The organism is Opitutus sp. sgz309028, assembly GCF_059821195.1.
In genome coordinates this window covers 699,028-718,051 of the sequence record NZ_JCAMRR010000002.1, presented here as the reverse complement: position 1 = coordinate 718,051, position 19,024 = coordinate 699,028, and the positions used below count along the sequence as shown (strand labels likewise).

The 19,024-nt window shown below is 65.3% G+C and carries 19 protein-coding genes; 11 read left to right on the top strand and 8 right to left on the bottom strand.

The genetic code is table 11. From position 1 onward, the window contains the following. Window positions 1–59 precede the first annotated feature (59 nt). From AC6RV7_RS08775 to AC6RV7_RS08755, 5 genes are all read left to right on the top strand, one after another. On the top strand, window positions 60–1,094 hold the full coding sequence (locus AC6RV7_RS08775) for a type III polyketide synthase (RefSeq protein WP_500093595.1): 1,035 nt from the start codon (window positions 60–62) through the stop codon (window positions 1,092–1,094). 59 nt (window positions 1,095–1,153) lie between these two features. Then, window positions 1,154–1,909, top strand: a complete 756-nt coding sequence (locus AC6RV7_RS08770; RefSeq protein ID WP_500093594.1) for a Nif3-like dinuclear metal center hexameric protein — start codon at window positions 1,154–1,156, stop codon at window positions 1,907–1,909. Window positions 1,910–1,989: 80 nt separating this feature from the next. Beyond that, window positions 1,990–2,418, top strand: coding sequence for a type II 3-dehydroquinate dehydratase (gene aroQ, locus AC6RV7_RS08765; protein WP_500093593.1), 429 nt, complete (start codon window positions 1,990–1,992; stop codon window positions 2,416–2,418). Beyond that, entirely contained in the window at window positions 2,418–2,960 is a 543-nt protein-coding gene (gene nusG / locus AC6RV7_RS08760; protein ID WP_500093592.1) for a transcription termination/antitermination protein NusG, read from the top strand. Before aroQ ends, nusG begins: the two co-directional genes overlap by 1 nt. 4 nt (window positions 2,961–2,964) lie before the next feature. Further along, on the top strand, window positions 2,965–3,894 hold the full coding sequence (locus AC6RV7_RS08755; protein WP_500093591.1) for a hypothetical protein: 930 nt from the start codon (window positions 2,965–2,967) through the stop codon (window positions 3,892–3,894). Between the two features lie 39 nt (window positions 3,895–3,933). Here AC6RV7_RS08755 and AC6RV7_RS08750 read toward each other — a convergent pair whose 3' ends face one another. Further along, window positions 3,934–4,449, bottom strand: coding sequence for a phosphatidylglycerophosphatase A family protein (locus tag AC6RV7_RS08750; RefSeq protein WP_500093590.1), 516 nt, complete (start codon window positions 4,447–4,449; stop codon window positions 3,934–3,936). 3 nt (window positions 4,450–4,452) lie between these two features. After that, window positions 4,453–5,049: a CDP-diacylglycerol--glycerol-3-phosphate 3-phosphatidyltransferase gene (gene pgsA / locus AC6RV7_RS08745; protein WP_500093589.1), complete on the bottom strand. Its 597-nt coding sequence runs from the start codon at window positions 5,047–5,049 to the stop codon at window positions 4,453–4,455. A gap of 148 nt (window positions 5,050–5,197) precedes the next feature. On the opposite strand from pgsA, the gene coaD reads away from it, so the two are divergent. The 4 genes from coaD (at window position 5,198) to AC6RV7_RS08725 (ending at window position 9,281) form a co-directional block, all read left to right on the top strand. Continuing rightward, window positions 5,198–5,677: a pantetheine-phosphate adenylyltransferase gene (gene coaD, locus AC6RV7_RS08740; protein ID WP_500093588.1), complete on the top strand. Its 480-nt coding sequence runs from the start codon at window positions 5,198–5,200 to the stop codon at window positions 5,675–5,677. Between the two features lie 129 nt (window positions 5,678–5,806). Further along, the gene (locus AC6RV7_RS08735) at window positions 5,807–7,180 is read left to right on the top strand and encodes an efflux RND transporter periplasmic adaptor subunit (RefSeq protein WP_500093587.1); all 1,374 of its coding nucleotides are present in this window, start codon (window positions 5,807–5,809) and stop codon (window positions 7,178–7,180) included. A 19-nt stretch (window positions 7,181–7,199) separates the two neighbouring features. Then, on the top strand, window positions 7,200–7,970 hold the full coding sequence (locus AC6RV7_RS08730; RefSeq protein ID WP_500093586.1) for an ABC transporter ATP-binding protein: 771 nt from the start codon (window positions 7,200–7,202) through the stop codon (window positions 7,968–7,970). Between the two features lie 102 nt (window positions 7,971–8,072). Further along, window positions 8,073–9,281 (top strand): ABC transporter permease, encoded by a 1,209-nt coding sequence (locus AC6RV7_RS08725; protein WP_500093585.1) that lies wholly within the window; start codon window positions 8,073–8,075, stop codon window positions 9,279–9,281. A 65-nt stretch (window positions 9,282–9,346) separates the two neighbouring features. On the opposite strand, the gene menD is transcribed toward AC6RV7_RS08725, so the two are convergent. From menD to metG, 4 genes are all read right to left on the bottom strand, one after another. Then, the gene (gene menD, locus AC6RV7_RS08720; RefSeq protein ID WP_500093584.1) at window positions 9,347–11,092 is read right to left on the bottom strand and encodes a 2-succinyl-5-enolpyruvyl-6-hydroxy-3-cyclohexene-1-carboxylic-acid synthase; all 1,746 of its coding nucleotides are present in this window, start codon (window positions 11,090–11,092) and stop codon (window positions 9,347–9,349) included. Window positions 11,093–11,162: 70 nt separating this feature from the next. Then, window positions 11,163–11,918: a DUF1573 domain-containing protein gene (locus tag AC6RV7_RS08715; RefSeq protein ID WP_500093583.1), complete on the bottom strand. Its 756-nt coding sequence runs from the start codon at window positions 11,916–11,918 to the stop codon at window positions 11,163–11,165. Then, on the bottom strand, window positions 11,915–13,360 hold the full coding sequence (locus AC6RV7_RS08710) for an isochorismate synthase (protein WP_500093582.1): 1,446 nt from the start codon (window positions 13,358–13,360) through the stop codon (window positions 11,915–11,917). The genes AC6RV7_RS08715 and AC6RV7_RS08710 overlap by 4 nt, the downstream gene beginning before the upstream one ends. An 86-nt stretch (window positions 13,361–13,446) precedes the next feature. Then, a complete protein-coding gene (gene metG / locus AC6RV7_RS08705) occupies window positions 13,447–14,982 on the bottom strand; it encodes a methionine--tRNA ligase (protein ID WP_500093581.1) in 1,536 nt (511 codons plus the stop codon). Between the two features lie 109 nt (window positions 14,983–15,091). Here metG and AC6RV7_RS08700 point away from each other — a divergent pair, with 109 nt between their 5' ends. Next, complete coding sequence (locus tag AC6RV7_RS08700; protein WP_500093580.1) at window positions 15,092–16,135, top strand: sensor histidine kinase; 1,044 nt, start codon at window positions 15,092–15,094, stop codon at window positions 16,133–16,135. A 93-nt stretch (window positions 16,136–16,228) separates the two neighbouring features. Next, window positions 16,229–17,098 (top strand): 4-hydroxy-3-methylbut-2-enyl diphosphate reductase, encoded by an 870-nt coding sequence (gene ispH / locus AC6RV7_RS08695; RefSeq protein ID WP_500093579.1) that lies wholly within the window; start codon window positions 16,229–16,231, stop codon window positions 17,096–17,098. Between the two features lie 102 nt (window positions 17,099–17,200). Here the strand turns inward: ispH and rdgB are convergent, their stop codons facing one another. Both rdgB and ribD read right to left on the bottom strand, forming a co-directional pair. Next, the gene (gene rdgB, locus AC6RV7_RS08690) at window positions 17,201–17,806 is read right to left on the bottom strand and encodes an RdgB/HAM1 family non-canonical purine NTP pyrophosphatase (RefSeq protein WP_500093578.1); all 606 of its coding nucleotides are present in this window, start codon (window positions 17,804–17,806) and stop codon (window positions 17,201–17,203) included. Window positions 17,807–17,827: 21 nt separating this feature from the next. Then, entirely contained in the window at window positions 17,828–18,991 is a 1,164-nt protein-coding gene (gene ribD / locus AC6RV7_RS08685) for a bifunctional diaminohydroxyphosphoribosylaminopyrimidine deaminase/5-amino-6-(5-phosphoribosylamino)uracil reductase RibD (protein WP_500093577.1), read from the bottom strand. Window positions 18,992–19,024 lie beyond the last annotated feature (33 nt).

The window sequence follows — 19,024 nt, the reverse complement described above, 5'->3', positions numbered from 1 at the left end:
CGACGGGGCATCCGGCGATTTCGGCGAACCTTCCCGCCGCTCAACTGACTCTTTTGGCGATGTTTCTCCACGCCCTCGCCACCGCCGTCCCGCCGCGGAATTTCACGCCGCTACAATGCTGGGACCTCGCCCAAAAATCGTCGGTGCGCGAACGGTTGAGCCGGCGTTCGATGCTGACGTTGCATGCGATCCTGCGCAGCGATCATGGCATCGCGCAGCGGCACTTTGCGGTGCCGCAGATCGAGCGCGTGTTCGACCTCGGACCCGACGAGCTGAATCTCGCGTTTCGCGATCAAGCCCCAAGCCTCGCCGGACGCGCGCTGCGCCAGGCGCTCGCGCAGGCGCAGCTTGAACCGACGGACATCGACGCCCTGCTGATCTGCACCTGCACGGGCTATCTTTGCCCCGGCGTGACAAGCTACGTTGCCGAGCAACTCGGCTTGCGGACCGACGCCTATCTGCAGGATCTCGTCGGCCTCGGCTGCGGGGCGGCGATTCCCACGCTGCGCGCCGCGAGCCACATCGTGGCCGCGCAACCCGACGCCGTCGTCGCCTGCGTGGCCGTGGAGATTTGCTCCGCGGCCTTTTACCTCGACGACGATCCGGGCGTGCTGATCAGCGCGTGCCTGTTCAGCGACGGCGCCGCCGCCACGATCTGGCGGGGAAAAACCGGTGGGCTCGGCTTGCAGGCCTTCGCGTTCGACACGCTGCATCTCCCCGCGGAACGCGACAAACTGCGTTTCGAGCAACGCCAGGGAAAGCTCCGCAACCTTCTCGATCGCTCCGTCCCCGATCTCGCCGCGAACGCCGTGCGTCAACTCTGGGAAAAGCGCGGCGATCGCGCCGTCGCCCGCGTGATCACACATACCGGCGGCCGCGACGTGCTTGAGGCGCTCGCTCCCGTCGTGGCCCCCCACTCGCTTGCGGCGAGCATCGAGACGTTGCGCGATTACGGCAACATGAGCAGCCCCTCGGTGTTGTTCGCGCTGGAACGGGCGCTGCGCGACGGCCCGCCGAACGGCAGCGGCGATTTCTGGCTCGTGAGTTTCGGCGCCGGTTTCAGCGCGCATTCCTGCCGGCTCGGTCACGCCTGAGATCGTTCTCGATCCGCGTCGTTTTCGCTGCGAGAACGGGCGTCGAAACGACTTTCCCCATGGCCAAACTCAGCGATCTCGTCGCCTACTGCGACAAACGCACCCGACTCGCCGACTTCGAGGATGCTCCCGGCGCGCGCAACGGACTCCAGGTCGCCAATCGCGGCCTCGTGACCAAGATCGGCGCCGCGGTCGACGCCGGCGTGATTCCCTTTCAGCGCGCCGTCGCGGCGGACGTGGACTTTCTCATCGTGCACCACGGCATGTATTGGGACATGCCGCGCCCGCTCACGGGTCCGGTTTACGACCGCGTGGCGACGCTCATCAACGGCAACTGCGCGCTCTACTCGAATCACCTCCCGCTCGATTCGCATCCGCAGATCGGCAACAACGCCCTCCTCGCCCGCCAGCTCGGGCTGAAAGCCACGCGCGGATTTCTCCCGAATCGCGGCGGCGACATCGGTCGCATCGCCCGGAATCCGACGCTCACGCGCGCCGCGCTGCGCGCCAGGCTCGAGAAACTTTACCCGCGCGTGATCGCGATCGAATACGGCTCGCCGAAGCCGCGCGAGATCGCGTTCTGCAGCGGCAGCGGCAACAGCGCCGTGCCCGCGCTTGCGGCGGCGGGCGTCGACACGCTCGTGACCGGCGAGTTGCGCGAGGAATGGTTCAACCGCGCGCAGGAGGAAAAGTTGAACCTTTATCTCTGCGGCCACTACGCGACCGAGGTCCACGCGGTGCAGGCGCTCGCCGCCGAGCTCGCCGCACGCTTCCGCCTGCCGTGGGAATTCGTCGCCACCGACAACCCGTTGTAGAGACCGGGAAATGGCTTCGGCCCGCGAAAACAGTCTTCCCCCCCAACTGATTTTCGTGTGTTTCGTGTGATCGCTTTCCGATGAAACGCATCGCCATCCTCAACGGCCCCAATCTCGACCGGCTGGGCAAACGCGAGCCCGAGATCTATGGCCGCGCCACCCTCGCCGATCTCGAACAGGCGCTGCGCGCAGAGTTCGGCGCCGCGGCGCAGCTGGAGTTTTTCCAGTCGAATCACGAAGGCGCGCTGATCGACAAGATCGCCGCGCTCGCGGAAGCGAAGTTCGACGGGGTGGTCATCAACGGCGCGGCGTTCACGCACACGAGCGTCGCGTTGCGCGATGCGCTGGCCGGATCGGGCCTGCGCGCGGTGGAGGTTCACATTTCGAACATCTACAAGCGCGAGGAATTCCGGCACACGTCGCTCACCGCGCCCGTCTGCGTCGCCGTGATCACCGGCTTGGGCCTGGAGGGCTATCACGCCGCCGTGCGTTTCCTGCTGAAAGCCTGATGTCGGTCACCGCCACCGCCTTTGTATCCGCCGCGCCGTTTCAGTCGGCGGGCGCCGACGCCGCCTGGCTCGTTTGCCACACGCGTCCCCGCTGCGAAAAAAAATTCGAGGCGCTGATGAAGGCGGAGCATTTTGAGCATTATCTGCCGGTCGTGCCCAGCATCCGCAAATACCGGCAGCAGACCAAACGTTTCACAAAGCCACTTTTCCCGGGTTACGTGTTCGCGTGCGTGCCGGACGAGCGAAAGACCCGCATTTACCAGCAGGACCTCCTCGCGCGCGTGATCCCCGTCGACGACGAATCAAGATTCCTGCGACAGCTGGAAGACGTGCGTGCGATCGTCGCGTCGGGTTACGAACTGCTCGTGCGCCCGCTGCTCACCCGCGGACGCCGGGTGAAAATCGTCGGCGGCCCGCTCCACGGTCTCGAAGGTTTCGTCGACGATCCCTCGAACCCACGCGGGGTCGTGCTGTCGGTTGACGTGCTCCAGCAAGGCTTGCTGGTGAAACTCCCCGCAGAGAACCTGCAGGTGCTTCCTTAGCTCGATGTCCCCTTCTCTTCCATCTTCGCGGCAGCCGCTCCGGGCCGTCGTCGCCTTGTTGCTATGCGCGTGGCTTCCGGCGGAAACGCGGGCCGCCTCGGCGCTCGAGTCGATTCCCGCCAAGGCCGCCGAGGCGATGCAGGCGCCGCGCGCGGCGCTCTCGTCGTTTCTCGATCGCCTGCCGGAGTTGCCAGACCTCGGTTTGCCCACCTTCGATCCGTCCGGTTCGGTCCGCCTGTTTTTTCGCCCGCGTTTTGGCGATCTGCTGCACGAGGATTATTTCCGCCTGCCGGTCGGCGCGCGGCTGAAGCTCAACGACAATTTCGAATTCAACGCGGAGCTCGGCGCCTACATCACCCACGGGCTCAAGGACTCCGTTGGCAACGGCCTCTATCAGTTCCGCACGGGCATGAAATACGAGCAGGCGCTGTCGGCCGACGCGGGCTGGACGGTCGGCCTCGATTGGGTCACCCCGCTCAGCCGGCCGCCGTATGAGATTACCGACGGAGTCCGGCATACGCTGCCGTATGTGACGTTCACCCGCACCGTGATGCCACGTTACGGGCTTGTCGGTTTCGCGACGCTCGGTGCCGACTTCATCGACCACACGTCGCTGCGGGAAAACTACCGCGAGAACCAGCTCCACTCGAACAATCTGATTCTCACGCTGGGCGTCGCGCGGCAGTGGCGTGGCCTCAATCTGATTCTCAAGGTCTTCGACGCGAACACCGCGCCGCTGAGCGGCGGTTCCGACAATGTCTTCGGCATCCGCCCGAGCGTGGGCATTCCGCTGTTGCGCCGCCCCGACGGCACGCCGCGCGCCACCGCCACCTTCGAGGGTCGCACGATCTGGGGACCCGATGGTTTCGAGACGGGCGTCACGACGTCCGTGCGCGTCGATCTCCGTTACCGTCGCAATCGCGCCGACAAATAGGCAGCCGCTCGCCGGGAGCGGCCCGTCTCCAAAGTTTGGCTACCGCCAAACGAGCCACGCGTATTTCAACGCGTGCATCGTCGCGCAGGCGGCGAGCGCGGCGACCAGGTCGTCGACTACCACGCCCCAGCCCGCAGGCAGCGACTGAAGCCGGCGAATGCCGAACGGTTTCAGGATGTCGAACAGCCGGAAAAACCCGAGACCGACCAAAAACACCGCCCAGCCGGGCAACGGCCCGACAAGTTCTCGCCATCCGAGAAAGCACAGCGGCATGGCCACGAATTCGTCGAGGATCACCTCGCCCGGATCGCGACGCCCCAGCCGGAATTCCGCCTCACCACACAGTGCCACCGCCAGATAGGCGCCCGCAGCGGAGAAGACCAGCGTGCCGAAGATCCCGAGCGGAAAAAAGAACACCGTGAAATAAAGCAGCCCCGCCACGGAGCCCCACGTGCCCGGCGCCGGCAACCGCCGGCCAAGCGGACCGAGCGTCGCGCACGCCAGCACGAAACGGGAAGGCAGAAATCTCGGCCAGATAGGTTGCGACAGGCGCATCGCTCAACTCATCACCACGTGACCGTGACGGCGGAAATAGGTGTAGCCCGACGTGATCGTCAGCACGACCGAAAGCGCGAACAAACCGATGCCGACCCAGTTCACGCTCACCACCCACCAGCGTTCGCCGCCGCTGAAGAGCTCGCCGAAGTCCCGCGAAAACATGTGCGCGCCGAGCAGCCAGCCGATGGCGTTGAGCTGAATGAACGTCTTCACTTTTCCACCCGCGTCCGCCTCGACCACGACGCCCTTGGTCGCGGCCACCATGCGCAATCCCGAAATCATGAACTCGCGACAGAGGATGCAGAGCAGCGCGATCATCGCGGGAATGTGGTGGCCGAGAAAATAATCGCCATTCACCAGCGCGATCATCACGCCAATCACCATCACCTTGTCGATCACTGCGTCCATGAACCGGCCGAAGGTGGAGACTTGGCCGCTCTCCCGCGCGATCTTGCCGTCGAGCCAGTCCGTCAACGCTGCGAGGATGAACAACCAGAACGCCAGCGTCGCCGCCCACTGGAAATCCGAATACATCAGGGCCACGATCGCGAACATCGCCGGCAGTCGCGAGAACGTGAGAATATTGGGCAGGTTCATCTGAAGCGTGACCGGCAAACCCACACGGAGCCGCCTGCAAACGCAATAGCAGATCGGCGATCGCGCGTCGCTGCAGTGCCAAACCGTCCGGCGCCATCGACAAAAACCGCATCGCCTCGCGTCGACGAATCCCTTTCCCTGCCCCCGCATGCGTCACTGCATCTACCCTGGCACGTTCGATCCGATCACCTACGGGCACCTCGATGTGCTCGAACGGGCGGCGAAGCTCTTCGATCGCGTTACCGTGGCGATCGCCGAGAATCCCGGGAAAGGGCCGCTGTTCACCGCGACCGAGCGGATCGACATGATCCGGCCCAACATTGCACGTTTTCCCAACGTCAGCGTCACCTCCTTCAACAATCTCCTCGTCGAATTCGCCGTCGCCCACCAGGCCGTGGCCATCATTCGCGGACTGCGCGCGTTTTCGGATTTCGAGTTCGAATTCAACATGGCGCTGATGAACCGGCATCTCGAGCCGCGCATCGAAACGATCTTCGTGATGCCCAACGAACAGTTCAGCTACACGAGTTCCTCCCTCGTGAAACAGGTCGCCAAGTTCGGCGGCGACGTGAAGCACTTCGTGCCCGACAACGTCGCCGAGGCGTTGCGCACCGCATTCAACCGCTGACATCGCTCCTCCGCCCGGACGATCCGACCCGACGGTTCATGCCGCGTGCAAATCCGCGGTTACCTTTCCCCCGTTGCTGCGTCTTAGCGCGCACTCCCCAGCAATTCGCCTTCGTTCGCTTCATCTCACATGGCTAACTCTTCCCGCTCCGGCCGTTTGGTGCTGTTTCTCATCCTGATTCTCGCGGCCGGCGCCGCGACTTGGTATTTCGTCCGCGACCGCGAAGAGATGAAGGTCGAATACTCGACGGTGCCCGTCACCCGCGCCGACCTCACACAGGTGGTGACCGCCACCGGGACGCTCGAGCCGGTGACGACCGTCGATGTCGGCAGCCAGATTTCCGGCATCATCGACAAGGTCCTCGTCGACTATAACTCCATCGTGAAGGCAGGCGACGTCGTCGCTCACATCGATGCCGCGACCTACGAATCGCGCCTGCGCTCCGCCGAGGCCGATCTCTCCAACGCCAAAGCGAATCAGCGCCTCGCGCAGCTCAACTGCGATCGACTCACCCAGCTTCGAGAGAACGATCTCGTTCCCCAATCCGATCTGGACCAGGCGCTCGCGCAGCTCGCCCAAGCCGATGCCCAGGTGCAGACCCGCACCGCATCCGTCGAAAGCGCCAAGATCGATCTATCGCGTTGCACCATCTACTCGCCAATCGATGGCATCGTTCTCTCCCGCCAGGTCGATGTCGGCAAGACCGTCGCCGCCAGCTTCAACACGCCCGTCTTGTTCCAGATCGCCAACGACCTCACCAAAATGCAGATCGTCGGCGCGATCGCCGAAGCCGATATCGGCAACGTCGAGGTCGGCCAGCTGGTCAACTTCACCGTCGACGCCTTTCCCAACCGCCAGTTCCGCGGACGCGTTTCCCTCATCCGCAACTCGCCGATCACCGTTCAAAACGTCGTCACCTACGAAACCATCATCGAGGTGCGCAACGACGACCAGAAGCTGCGCCCTGGCATGACCGCCAACATCTCCGTCGTCATTGCCGCCCATCCGAACGTCCTCCGCGTCCCCAACAACGCGCTGCGCGTGCGCCTCCCCGACGTCCCCGCCCCCGCGACGAAATCCGCCGGCGGCGAAGCCGCCGCTGCGACGAGTGGCCTGAAGCCGATGCCGGACGATCTCCGCCGCAGCTACATGACGAAAGCCGGTTTCACTCCGGGCTCCGGCCGCCCCACGCCTGAGGTGATCGAACGCGCCCGCGAGCTGGCAAAAGTAGACGGCTACGAGTGGCCGGCGTTCTCCGGCCGTCGCGAGCGGGAAACGGCCTCGAACGCGCCGACGGTTCGCACCCTCTACCGTCTCGTCGGCCAGGGTCCCAACGCGCGCCCCGAGGCCGTCAACGTGAAGCTCGGCATTTCCGACGGCTCACAGACCGAGGTCCTCGAAGGTCTCAACGAAGGCGATCTCGTCATCACCGGCAGCTCCGCGCCGTCCGCCGCCGCCCCGTCGCAATCCAACAATCCCTTCGGCCCGCGGCGTCGCTTCTAAACGCTCGCCACCACGCGCCATGACTCCCGTCGTCCAGCTCCGGGACATCCAGAAGATCTACAACTCCGGCGAGGTGAAGGTCCACGCCGTGCGCGGCGTTTCGCTCGACCTCCACCGCGGCGAGTTCATGGCCATCATGGGCGCCAGCGGCTCCGGCAAATCGACGCTGATGAACACGCTCGGCTGCCTCGACCGTCCGACGAGCGGCACCTACCTGCTCGATGGCGTCGACATCTCGAAGCTCGACCGCAACCAGCTCGCCGACCTCCGCAACGAGAAGCTCGGTTTCGTCTTCCAAGGCTTCAACCTCCTCGCCCGCACCACCGCTCTCGAAAACGTGGAGTTGCCGATGCTCTACGGCCGCGGCCGCATCTCCGCTTCCGAGATGCGCAAGCGCGCCCTCCAGGCGCTCGACATCGTCGGTCTCTCGAACCGCGCCGACCATTTTCCCAGCCAGTTGTCCGGCGGACAACAGCAGCGCGTGGCGATCGCGCGCGCGCTCGTCAACCAACCGCAGGTCCTCCTCGCCGACGAACCGACGGGCAATCTCGACAGCAAGACCTCGGTCGAGGTCATGGGCGTGTTTCAAAAGCTCAACGACCAGGGCATCACCATCGTGATGGTCACGCACGAGTTCGACATCGCCCACTACTGCAAGCGCAACATCGCCATGCGCGATGGACGCATCGTGAGCGACAACGCCGTGGCGCACCGCAGCAACGCCGAGGTCGAAATGCAGAAACTCCTCGCCGCCGAAGCCGAGGCCAAACTCATCGGCGAATCGCAGTGAGCCACGAAGTCAATGTCCTCGCCTGTTCACATCGCGGCATCCGTGTTGGTCGTTTGCGCGGCTTCGCGTTTCTTCGCGGTTAACTGACTCTCCCGCCTCCCCGTGCGCTTCCGGTCCACCATCGTCATCGCGCTCCGCGCGCTCCGCCGCAACAAGCTCCGTTCGATCCTGACGGCGCTCGGCATCATCATCGGCGTCGGCGCCGTCATCGCCATGGTCAGCATCGGCAACGGCGCCAAATCCCAGGTCGAAGCCCAGGTCGCCAGCCTCGGCCAGAACGTCGTCACCGTTTTTTCCGGCAGCTTCACCAGCGGCGGCATGCGCGGCGGCTGGGGCAGCGCGCCCACCCTCAGCGTCGACGATGCCCTCGCCATCGCCGCCGACGTGCCGAACGTCGTCGGCGTCAGCCCCGAGGTGCGCGACCGCAATCAGATCCTCGCCAACGGCCTCAACTGGAACACTCAGGTGCTCGGCGAATCGCCCGACTACCCCGAAATCCGCAGCTGGAAGATCGCCGAGGGCAATGTGTTCTCCGAACAGGATGTCCGCAGCGTCGCGAAGGTCGCCGTCATCGGCAAAACCGTCGCCGACCAGCTCTTCCCCGACGGTTCCGCCGTCGGCCAAAGCATCCGCATCCGCAACATTCCCTTCAAGGTCGTCGGCCAGCTCGAGCCGAAGGGCTTCAATCTTTTCGGCCAGGATCAGGACGATATCGTGATCGTGCCCTACACGAGCCATATGAAGCGCCTCTCGCGCCGCACCAACGTCAACTCGATCCTCGTGCAGGCCGCGTCGCCCAACGCCATCGAGCGCGTGCAGCAGGACATCAACGATCTCCTCACGCAGCGCCGCAACGGCAAGGAACCCGACTTCACCGTCCGCAGCCAGGTCGAACTCGCGCAAACCGCGACCGCCACCACGCGCACGATGACGGTGTTCCTCGGCATCACCGCCGGCATCTCGCTCGTCGTCGGCGGTATCGGAATCATGAATATCATGCTCGTGTCCGTCACCGAGCGCACGCGCGAGATCGGCATCCGTCTCGCGGTCGGCGCGCACGGCCGCGACGTGCTGCTCCAGTTCCTCATCGAGGCCATCATTCTCAGTTCGCTCGGCGGCCTGATCGGCATTGCGCTCGGCATCGGCTCCTCGCAACTCGTGTCGAAGCTCAACGACTGGCCGGTTCTCGTCTCCACCACTTCGGTCGTGACCGCGTTCGCGGTCAGCGCCGCCATCGGCATGTTCTTCGGCTTCTATCCCGCGCGCAAAGCCGCCCATCTCGATCCGATCGACGCCCTCCGCTACGAATAGAAAAAGGAGGGAGGAGGTAGGGACGGCTCTCCGAGCCGTCCTGAGTTGGTTCAGCGCCGGTCCGCTTACCCGCAAGCCGCACCCGCCGCGTTCAGCCAGGCTTTCCGAATCGCCGCGTCCCGCTTGCGATCCGTGCGCACCTCGAGCACGCGCATCCCTGTCTCGGGCAGCGCCCGGATCGTATCCACAAAATGAATCCAGTCGCGGATCACCACGTGCTCGACGCCATGTGCCGCGCACAAGCGACCGAAGTCGACTTCCTGCGGCGTCGCGAAAAACTCCTCGAACGGCGGATCGAATTGCGCCACCGGCAGATGTTCGAAAATCCCGCCGCCGCGGTTGTTGATCAGCACGATCGTCAGCGAACCCGTCAGCTTCGGCCGCAGCAGAAAACCGTTCGCGTCGTGCAGCAGCGCCAGATCGCCGGTCAACAGCACGGTGGGTCGGTTGCCATGAGCGATGCCGAGCGCCGTCGACACCGTGCCGTCGATGCCGTTGGCCCCGCGGCTGAAAAACACTTCGATGCCGCGGCCCGTCGCCGGCCAGAAATACTCCACGTCGCGCACCGGCATGCTGCTCGCGACGAACATCGGCGTGCTTTCCGGCAAATGCCGCGCCAGCAGCCACGCCGCCTTGCCTTCGAAAAGGCCGTGCTCCGTCTCCATCGCGCGGTCGAGGGCGCCCCGCGCCGCCCGCTCGGCCGCCAACCAGCGCTCCGCCAGCCCACGCTCCGGCACGATGTCGCCGACAAGCTCCAACGCTTCCAGCGACCCCGCCACCTGACGCGTCCGTCCATGCAGCGCGTCGCGATTCGCCGCGGTTGAGGCGACGAGCAAAATTTCCGCGCCCGAACGTTCGAGCCAGGCGCGCAGCCCCTTGCTCGTGGGCCACCCGCCGAGGCAAAGCACGAAGTCCGGCGTGAGCTCCCGCGCGAGCGTCTCATTCCGCAAAATCGCCTCATACGCCGTCACCACCAGAACCCCGCTCTCCGAATCTTCGCTGCGCGCCGCCATCCGCACCGGTGACAACGCATCCGCCACCACCGCCCACCCCAACTTCCCCGCCAACTCCCGGCAGAGTGTCATATAATGTATGACACTTTCCCCTGCCGCCGGTCCGGCGACAATCAGGCCGCGCGCGGTGCGAGGAGGCGTCCAACGAACGATGGTTTTCGCTGTCGGTGCGGACGCGTCGAGGTGACGAAAGAAGGTTTCGCCGATCGCGTCTTCCAGACTTCTCGCGCTCTCGTCCGCCGTGGGCGGCAACGGATCGCGGAAAGGCGCGTTGAGATGCACCGGCCCGCGCTCCGGCCCCAGCGTGCGAACCAGCGCGTGCGCCACGGTTTGCCGCAGATAGGCGAGCATCCGCTCGGTCGGCTGCGGCACGGCGAGCTCGTGGAAAAAGTTAACGTGGTCGCCAAACAAACGCTGCTGGTTGATAGTTTGGCCCGACGCGCAATCGCGCATTTCCGGCGGGCGATCGGCCGTGATCACGAGCAACGGCACACCGCTTTCCTGCGCCTCAATCACCGCCGGAAAATAATTCGCGCCGGCGGTGCCGCTGGTGCACAGCAACGCCACCGGCCGCCGGGTCCGCTTCGCGAGCCCAAGCGCGAAAAACGCCGCAGAGCGTTCGTCGAGCACCGGCGTAGCCTCGATCTGCGGATGCCGCGCCAATGCGAAGGTCAACGGCGTGGAACGTGAACCCGGCGAAACCACCGCGTGCCGCAGTCCGCATCGCACCAGCGTCTCAACGAGCACGCTGCCCCACAGGGCGTTGGTGTTGCGAAAATCGAGCACAGGTTCGGCCATGACGCGGATGCTCCGCCAACCCATCATGTCCTTTCGGTCGCCGCCAGCCCGAATCGCCGAGCTCGGCGCCTCACTGGGTCACCGGCTGCGTCGGCAGATGCGTCATCACATACTCGACAAGCGACCGGATCTGCTCGTCGTCGAGCGGACCGCCCTGCGCTTTCGCAAACGCGGGCATCAGCGAACCTTCGACGCCGTGACGGATCCACTGCTCCCAAAACGCCGCGGTCCGCTCGATCTTCGGTTTCGCCAGATCCGGCACCATGGTCGCACGATGCACGTCATCGGTGTGGCAAATCACGCAGGCAGCCTCAAACAGCTCGCCGCCGCGTTTGCCGATCGTCGGCTCGACATGGCACTTCGCGCAATCGCCGCGAAAAACCGCCTGCCGGTCCGCCTGCGCGAGCATCAAGTTCATTTCGCGTTGAACCGCGGGCGGCGGCGGCACCTTCACGTGCACCAGCAGCAACTGCTCGCCCGCGGAGGTGTCGACGTAAACCGTCTTGTTCAAACCGCCGCGCCGGCTGCGCAGGTCGACGATCACGCGCACGGCGTCGGACTCGCCGGGCGCGACGATCCACGGTTGCCGCGGCATGATGGCGGCCGTGCAACCGCACGAGGTCGAGAGTTGCTTGATCTCGATTGGTTCGGCGGCGCGGTTCGTGAATTTGAACGCAAACTCCGTCTGCGCCTCGCCCGGCTGCGCGTCGTAGGAAAGCTCCAGGTCCTGCCACTCCAGCCCGCCGCTGGTTGGCTCGACCGCCGCCCAGCCAACGACGCTGCAGCACCACGCGGTCAGTCCAACAATCCAGGGCGCGATCCTCATAACTTCAAAGCGTCCGCCATTGCGCGAAATTTCAATTCCGTTTCCGAAAATTCCTGCTCCGGCGAGGAACCTGCGACGATGCCCGCACCGGCAAACAGCCGCGCGCTCGCACCGTCGATCAAGGCCGCGCGCAGCCCGACAAAAAACTCGCCACCGCCCCGCGCGTTCAGCCAGCCCAGCGCGCCGGCGTAAAGCCCGCGCGAGAATCCCTCCAACTCGCGAATCCGCGCCACCGCCGCCTCCCGCGGCGAGCCGCCAACCGCCGGCGTAGGATGCAATCGCGCCAGCACATCGAGCAGGCGCACCGTCTCGGGCAGCGCCGCGCGCACCGGCGTGTGCAGGTGCTGCACATTCGCGAGCTTTCGCAGCGTGGGCTCGACCGGCGTTTCCAGCTGCAATCCCAGCGGGGCGAGCCGGCGACGAATCGAATCCAAAACGAGATTGTGTTCGCGCCGGTCCTTCTCGCTGCGCAGCAGCGCGCCGCCGAGTCGCGCATCCTCGGTCGCGCTGGCGCCGCGTGGTGCCGAGCCGGCGAGCGCTTCCGTTTCCAGCACGCCGCGGCTCGCGCGCGCGAGCCGTTCCGGCGTGGCGCCGATGAAGCTTTGCCCGCGCCCGTTCGCCACCGAAAACGCATAACAATCCGGAAAACGCTGCCGCAGCTGGTTCAGCATCTGCAGCGGATGCAACGGCGCGCCGGCGCGCACGGTGCGGGTCCGCGCGAGCACGATCTTGTTGAACTCCCCGCGTCCGATCCGCTCGAGCGCCGAGTTCACCGCCGCGCAATACTCCGTCTTCGACGCCGCCTCATCGGACGGTGTTGCGTCGTCGCCTCGCGCCGCGGCCGCGCGCATCGCGGATTCGGATACGCGTCCGGCGCCGTAATCGAAGGCGCGAAACTTCCCGTGCGCGCGCCAGACTTTTTCCGTCAGCAGATCGAGCGGCGCGTCTGGCGTGACCACGAGATTCGCCACCGCCGTCGTGCGTTCGCCGGCGCGCGCGACCTGCCAGCGTGGCACGAAGACTCGCGCGGCGGGAAACGCGTCGCCCGGCTCGCTCGTGTCGCGAAACGCGAACGCCGCGAAAAAATGCGGTCCGCCAAACGGGGCGTTCACATCGCCGACCGCGATCGTATGCGCGAGCGTTTCGTCGACGAAGCGCTGCACGGTCGCGAAACGCTCCGGGCCTTCCGCCTCGATCGCGCACACCGCCTCGGCGCCGGCGATCGCGCTATCGAGCGCTGGCCGCTCGGCGTAGAAATGCTGTTCGGCCGGCTCGAAGATCGATTCGAGCACGGCGAGCGGATCGAGGGCGTCGACGGCGATGGAGATACTGACGAGTTTCGGATTCCCGTCGCGACGGGCTGCGTCTCGACATTGTTGCAAAAACACCCGCAACGCTTCCGGCGTCGCGTTGGCCGTCGGGTCGAGAGGCAGGATCGTCATGGTGCGAGCAAAAGACCGAGCCGGTGGTCCCCGCGTTTCCTGAGTTCGGCGATCGTCGAACTCAGGAAACGCGGGGACACGCGCGCCTACGCTTTTTTCTCGGGCGCGGGACGCGGGAACAGCACGAGCGCTTCCGCGACTTTTTTGCCGTCGAGCCGGTTGCCCCAGGCAAGTTCGTCGCGCCATACGGCACCGGGCGTGTAGCCGAGGACCGCGTTGATCTTTTCCGCCGCGCCGGGCACGACGTGCTGGATCGAGGCGACCGCAAGGCGCAGCGCCTCGGCCATCGTCGCGAGCGAGGTGCGCAGCAACGCCTGATCTTTCGCTTCGGCGGACTTGCCGAGTTTCCACGGCGCGCGCTTTTCGATGTAGGCATTGGTCGCCGTCACGAAGGCCATGGCGCGCTCCAGCGCGGTGTGAAACTGAAACTCTTCGTTGAGCGGGATCAGCTCGGCGCGGGTCTTTTCCCACAGCGCGCGCAACTCCTGCTCGGTTTCGTCGCTCGCCGCGGCATCGGCGGCCGGCAGCACGCCGCCGGCGAAACGCGTCGTCATGTTCAGCGTGCGGTTGACGAGATTGCCGAGATTGTTCGCGAGTTCGCTGTTGTAGCGCACGAGGAACTGCTCGCGCGTGAAGTCGCTGTCCTGACCGACGTTCATCTCGCGGATCAGGAAATAGCGAAAGGCATCGGCGCCGAACTCGTCGACGAGATCGAGCGGGTTGAGCGCGTTGCCCGTGCTCTTCGACATCTTCGCGCCGCGTTGCATCCACCAACCGTGGACGAGCAGGCCTTTCGGCGGCGGGAGTCCGGCGGCGTGCAGCATGATCGGCCAGTATACCGCGTGCGGCGGCACGAGGATGTCCTTGCCGATGACGTTGAAATCGGCGGGCCAGAGACCTTTGTCGGCGACGGCGGAGTAATAATTCAGCAGCGCGTCGAACCACACGTAGGTCACGTAATCCTCGTCGAACGGTAGCGAGATGCCCCACTCGAGGCGTTCCTTCGGGCGCGAGATGCAAAGGTCGTTGAGCGGTTCCTTGAGAAACTCGAGCACCTGCTTCTGGCGGTAGCGCGGGAAGATGAAGTCCGGGTGATCGTTGAGATACTGGATCAGCCAGTCCTGATACGAACGAAGCTTGAAGAAGTAGTTCGGCTCCACGATCTCGGTGACTTCGCCGAAGATTTCGGGCCAGGTGCCGTCGGGATTGCGGTCCTTTTCCTGGAGAAACTGTTCCTGGCGCGTGGAGTAGAAGCCGCGGTATTCGGCGCGGTAAATTTCGCCCTTGTCGAACAGCTGCTGCAGGATGGCGCGCACGACCTGCTTGTGCCGCGGCTCGGTGGTGCGGATGAAGTCGTCGTTCGAGATATTCAGACGCGTGAGCATCGCGCGAAATTCGGCGCTGACGTTGTCGGCGAACGTCTGCGGCTCGATGCCGAGTTTGCGCGCGCTGGCCTGGACTTTCTGCCCGTGCTCGTCGGTGCCGGTGAGGAAATGGACCTTGTCACCCATCTGCCGCCGGAATCGGGCAACGACGTCCGTCAGCACCTTTTCATAAGCATGGCCGAGGTGCGGCGAACCGTTCACGTAGTCGATGGCGGTCGTGATGTAGAATGACTTCATGCGGAAGTCGGTTAACCAAAGCCGGCGTCGCGGAAATGTCGAGAGCCGCGCAGGGCGGCATCAAAGCCTTTGACGCTCCTGCGCACGACCCGCACGATCCGCGCGTCGCATGAACCTGCTGCCGCGCGCCCTCGCCTTGGCCCTGCTGATCGTGCTCGTCGCGCTGGCGGCCTTGCTCGCGGTGCAGCGTCCGGGCAGTGCCTCCGCTGCGTCGAAAGACAACGCCATCGCGCCGGCCCGCGCCGCCGTTTCCACCGCGCGCGTGGCGGAGGCGACGCGGCGGATCGCGCTCGGACTCGCGTTGACGGGCGCCGCGCTGACGCTCGCGCTGGTCGCGAGTCTCGCCGTGCGCCGACCGCGATTGGGCGAATCGCGTCCGCCGTTCCAAACCGCGCGCTCGGAAATCGGCACGCTCGCGAAGCTCGCGGAGACCTCAAACGCCCAATCGGTCGCGCTCGCGCACGAGCGCGACGTCCGCCAGCGCGCGGAAGCGGATGCGCTGTTGAAGGAACAACTGCTCAACCGCTCGCTCGAGGAAAAGATCCGGCTCGGTCGCGATCTGCATGACGGCATCATCCAGTCGCTTTACGCCGCGGGGCTGACGATCGAATCGGCGCGCGCTGTGGCCAAAGCGGATCCGGGCGAGGCCGACCGGCGGCTCGCACGCTGCCTCGAAAGTCTGAACCGCTGTATCCGCGACATCCGCGCGCACATCACCGAACTCGCGGCGCCGTCGGCGGCTGAGGCCAGTTTCACGCAGTCGCTGGACATCCTGATCGCCGAATTCGAAGCCGCCGGCGACACGCAGTTCGAGTTGCGGATCGACGACGAGGCCGCCGCCCGGCTCGCTCCACCGCAGAGCCGCGAACTGGTGCAAGTCACGCGCGAAGCGATCAGCAACGCGGTTCGTCATGGCGGAGCGACGCACGTGGCGATCCATCTTCAAAACGTCTCGAACGCGAGCGCCGTCGAATTCATTGTGCAGGATAACGGCCGGGGGTTCGCTCCCGCCCAGACCGCCACCGGCGGCCATGGCCTGAACAACATGCGTGCGCGCGCGCGGCAGTTGGGGGGAGAACTGCATCTTTCCAGCGCTCCGGGCACCGGCACGCGCGTCGCGTTGTCGCTCCCCGCCGCGGTCGCAAGCGCCTGACCGGTCGGCGATTGATTCGCCGTCGGCGACCGTATCCACGGCGGCCCGCGTCCAGATTTGACGCGCTTGGGTGCGGCCCCATTGTGCAGGATCATGAAAGTGCTTCGCGCGAAGAGCGCCGGTTTTTGCTGGGGAGTGGAACGAGCGATCGACATCGCCCGCGATTACGCCCGCAATGGCCGAAATCCCGTCTACACGGACGGTCCGCTGATTCACAACCGGCAGATGATGGAGCGGCTTTCGGAGGAGGGAATCCGCGAAGTCGGCGATTATCAGAGCCGCGCGAACATCGATGTGGAAACCTCCGCGCCGGGCGAAAACCCCGTGATGGTCGTGCGCGCGCACGGCATTTCGCCCGACCGGCGCACGTATCTGAAGAACCTCGGCATGGAGTTCAAGGACGCGACCTGTCCGGACGTCGGCATCATCGCCGGCAAGATCCGGCTGCACGCGAAGAAGGGCTACGCGACGATCATTTTCGGCGACAAGAACCATCCCGAGGCAATCGGGCTGATGGGTTACACCGAAGGCCGCGGCTACTGCATCACGAGCAAGGCGGAAATCGACGCGCTCCCCGCGCTCGACCGCGTCTGCATGGTTTCGCAATCGACGATGTTCATGCATGAGTTCGCCGAACTTTCGGCCTACGCGAAGCAGCGTTTCGGCGAGGTGCTCGTGTTTGATACGATTTGCCAGGCGACCAAGGACCGCCAGACGGATGTCGTCGCGCTGTCGCGGCAGGGCGCCGAGGCGATCGTCGTGATCGGCGGTCACCACTCCGCGAATACGGTGAAACTCGCCTCGCTCGCCCGCCTGCAGAATCTCCCCACCTATCACATCGAGACCGCTGCCGAACTTTCTCCCGAGGAAATGAAAAAGTATCAGGTCGTCGGCGTGACCGCTGGCGCCTCGACGCCCGAGTTCCTCATCAGCGAGGTCTGCGCGAAACTCGAGCAGTGGTGAGCCGCGGCGATTTGTAGGGCGGGATCTCCCGACCCCGCGTGAAGATCGATCGACTCGCAGCAACGGCGGAGTCAGGAGACCCCGCCCTACATGGTTTCGCGATCAGGCGAGACTTTCCCTCGCCCAAGCGGCGAATTTCGCCCAGGCCTGCGCACGGTGGCTGATCCGATTTTTCACTTCGTCGCCCAGCTCGGCGTAGCTGGCGCTGTGGCCGTCCGGCACGAAAATCGGATCGTAGCCGAATCCCCAGCGGCCGCGCGGCTCGCGAAGCAATCGCCCGCCGCAGACGCCTTCGAACACTTCCTCGCCGGTTTCCGTGAGCAGGAGCAGCACGCAAAGAAAATGCGCACCGCGACTCTCTTCCGGCACGTCGCGCATGACGTCGATCAGCTTGCGTAGATTGGCGTCGGGATCGGCTTGCGGACCCGCGTAGTAGGCGGAATCGACGCCCGGCCCGCCGTCGAGCGCGTCGACGCACACGCCGCTATCGTCGGCCAGCACCCAAGCTCCCGCCGGCACTCTGGTCCGGAGCGCCTCCGCCTTCTTCCGCGCATTGCCGATGAACGTGCCCGTGTCCTCCGTCACGTGCGGCATGCCACCGATCTCGCGGGCGGAGATGACCTGCAGGGGCAGATTCGCGGCGGACGCGAGGTGCTGCAACTCGGCCGCCTTGTGCGCGTTGCCCGAGGCCAGATACACATGCTTCATCCGTGAACCAATCCTCCCGATTCAACCGAGGCTGAACGTCGTCTCGTCGGTGAACAATTTTTCCGGATACACGATCCGGCCGCGCGTCAGCACGTCCTCGCCATAAGTCTCGTTGCGGACGTCGCTGAGGCGGATGGCATTTGCGATCCGCTCGGTGCGCAGTCCCTGGAACATCGGCTTGGCGCGATCGTCGGCGAAGATCAACGGCGCGCGATAGACGAAAAGGTAGTCGAGTTGCCGGTCCTGCAGGAGATGGCTCACCAGCCGCGGACCGCCTTCGAACAGCACGCCCGAGATCCGCTCCTCGAAACATTTTTTCCGAAACTCCGCCAGCGGCACGCGCTGCGTCGGCGAGGGCAGCACCCACACGCGCACGCCCATGCTCTGCAGCTTGCGAACGTAGCCCATGCCGCCGTGTGGGGTCGTCACGACGATGGTGCGTTCGTGATGCCGGTCGGTGTAGACTCCCGGCAGGAAGCGATCGACCACGGTTCGCAGCAAGCCGTCGAAAACGAACCGGATCGGGCACCAGTCTTCCGCCCCGGGAATCCGCGCGGTGAGCTGCGGATTGTCCTTCAGCACCGTCCCGGCTCCGACGGCGATGGCGGGAAACAACCGCCGCCAGCGATGCGTGTCGGCGCGCGCGGCCTCGCCCGTGATCCATTTCGATTCGCCCGTGCGGCAAGCCATCCGACCGTCGAGCGTGACGGCGAGTTTCGAGGCAATCAGCGGGGTGTTGCGGATGATCCAGTGGTTGAAGATCAGATTGAGGTCCGTGCACTCGCGCTCGAGCACGCCGGTGACGACTTCGATGCCGGCGGCGCGCAACACCTCGAACCCTTTGCCCGCGTGCTCCGGGTTCGGATCCGTCGCGCCCACGACCACGTGCTTGATGCCCGACGCGATGATCGCGTCCGTGCACGCGCCCGTGCGGCCATGCGTCGAGCACGGTTCGAGCGTCACGTAGAGCACCGCGCCCGGTCGCGGCGGTTTGCCGCGGGCCAGCAACGCCAGCCGTTCCGCGTGCGGACCGCCGTCCGGCGCCGTCGCGCCTTCGGCGACGATGTGACCGTCCTCGACGATCACGGCCCCGACCATGGGGTTGGGATGCGTCGTGCCCCAGACCCCGCGCGCGAGCTCGAGGGCCCGGCGCATAAACACTTCGTGCTGACCGGAGTTCGTCATGCTGGTGCGTCGAATTCAGCGCGAATGAGCCGC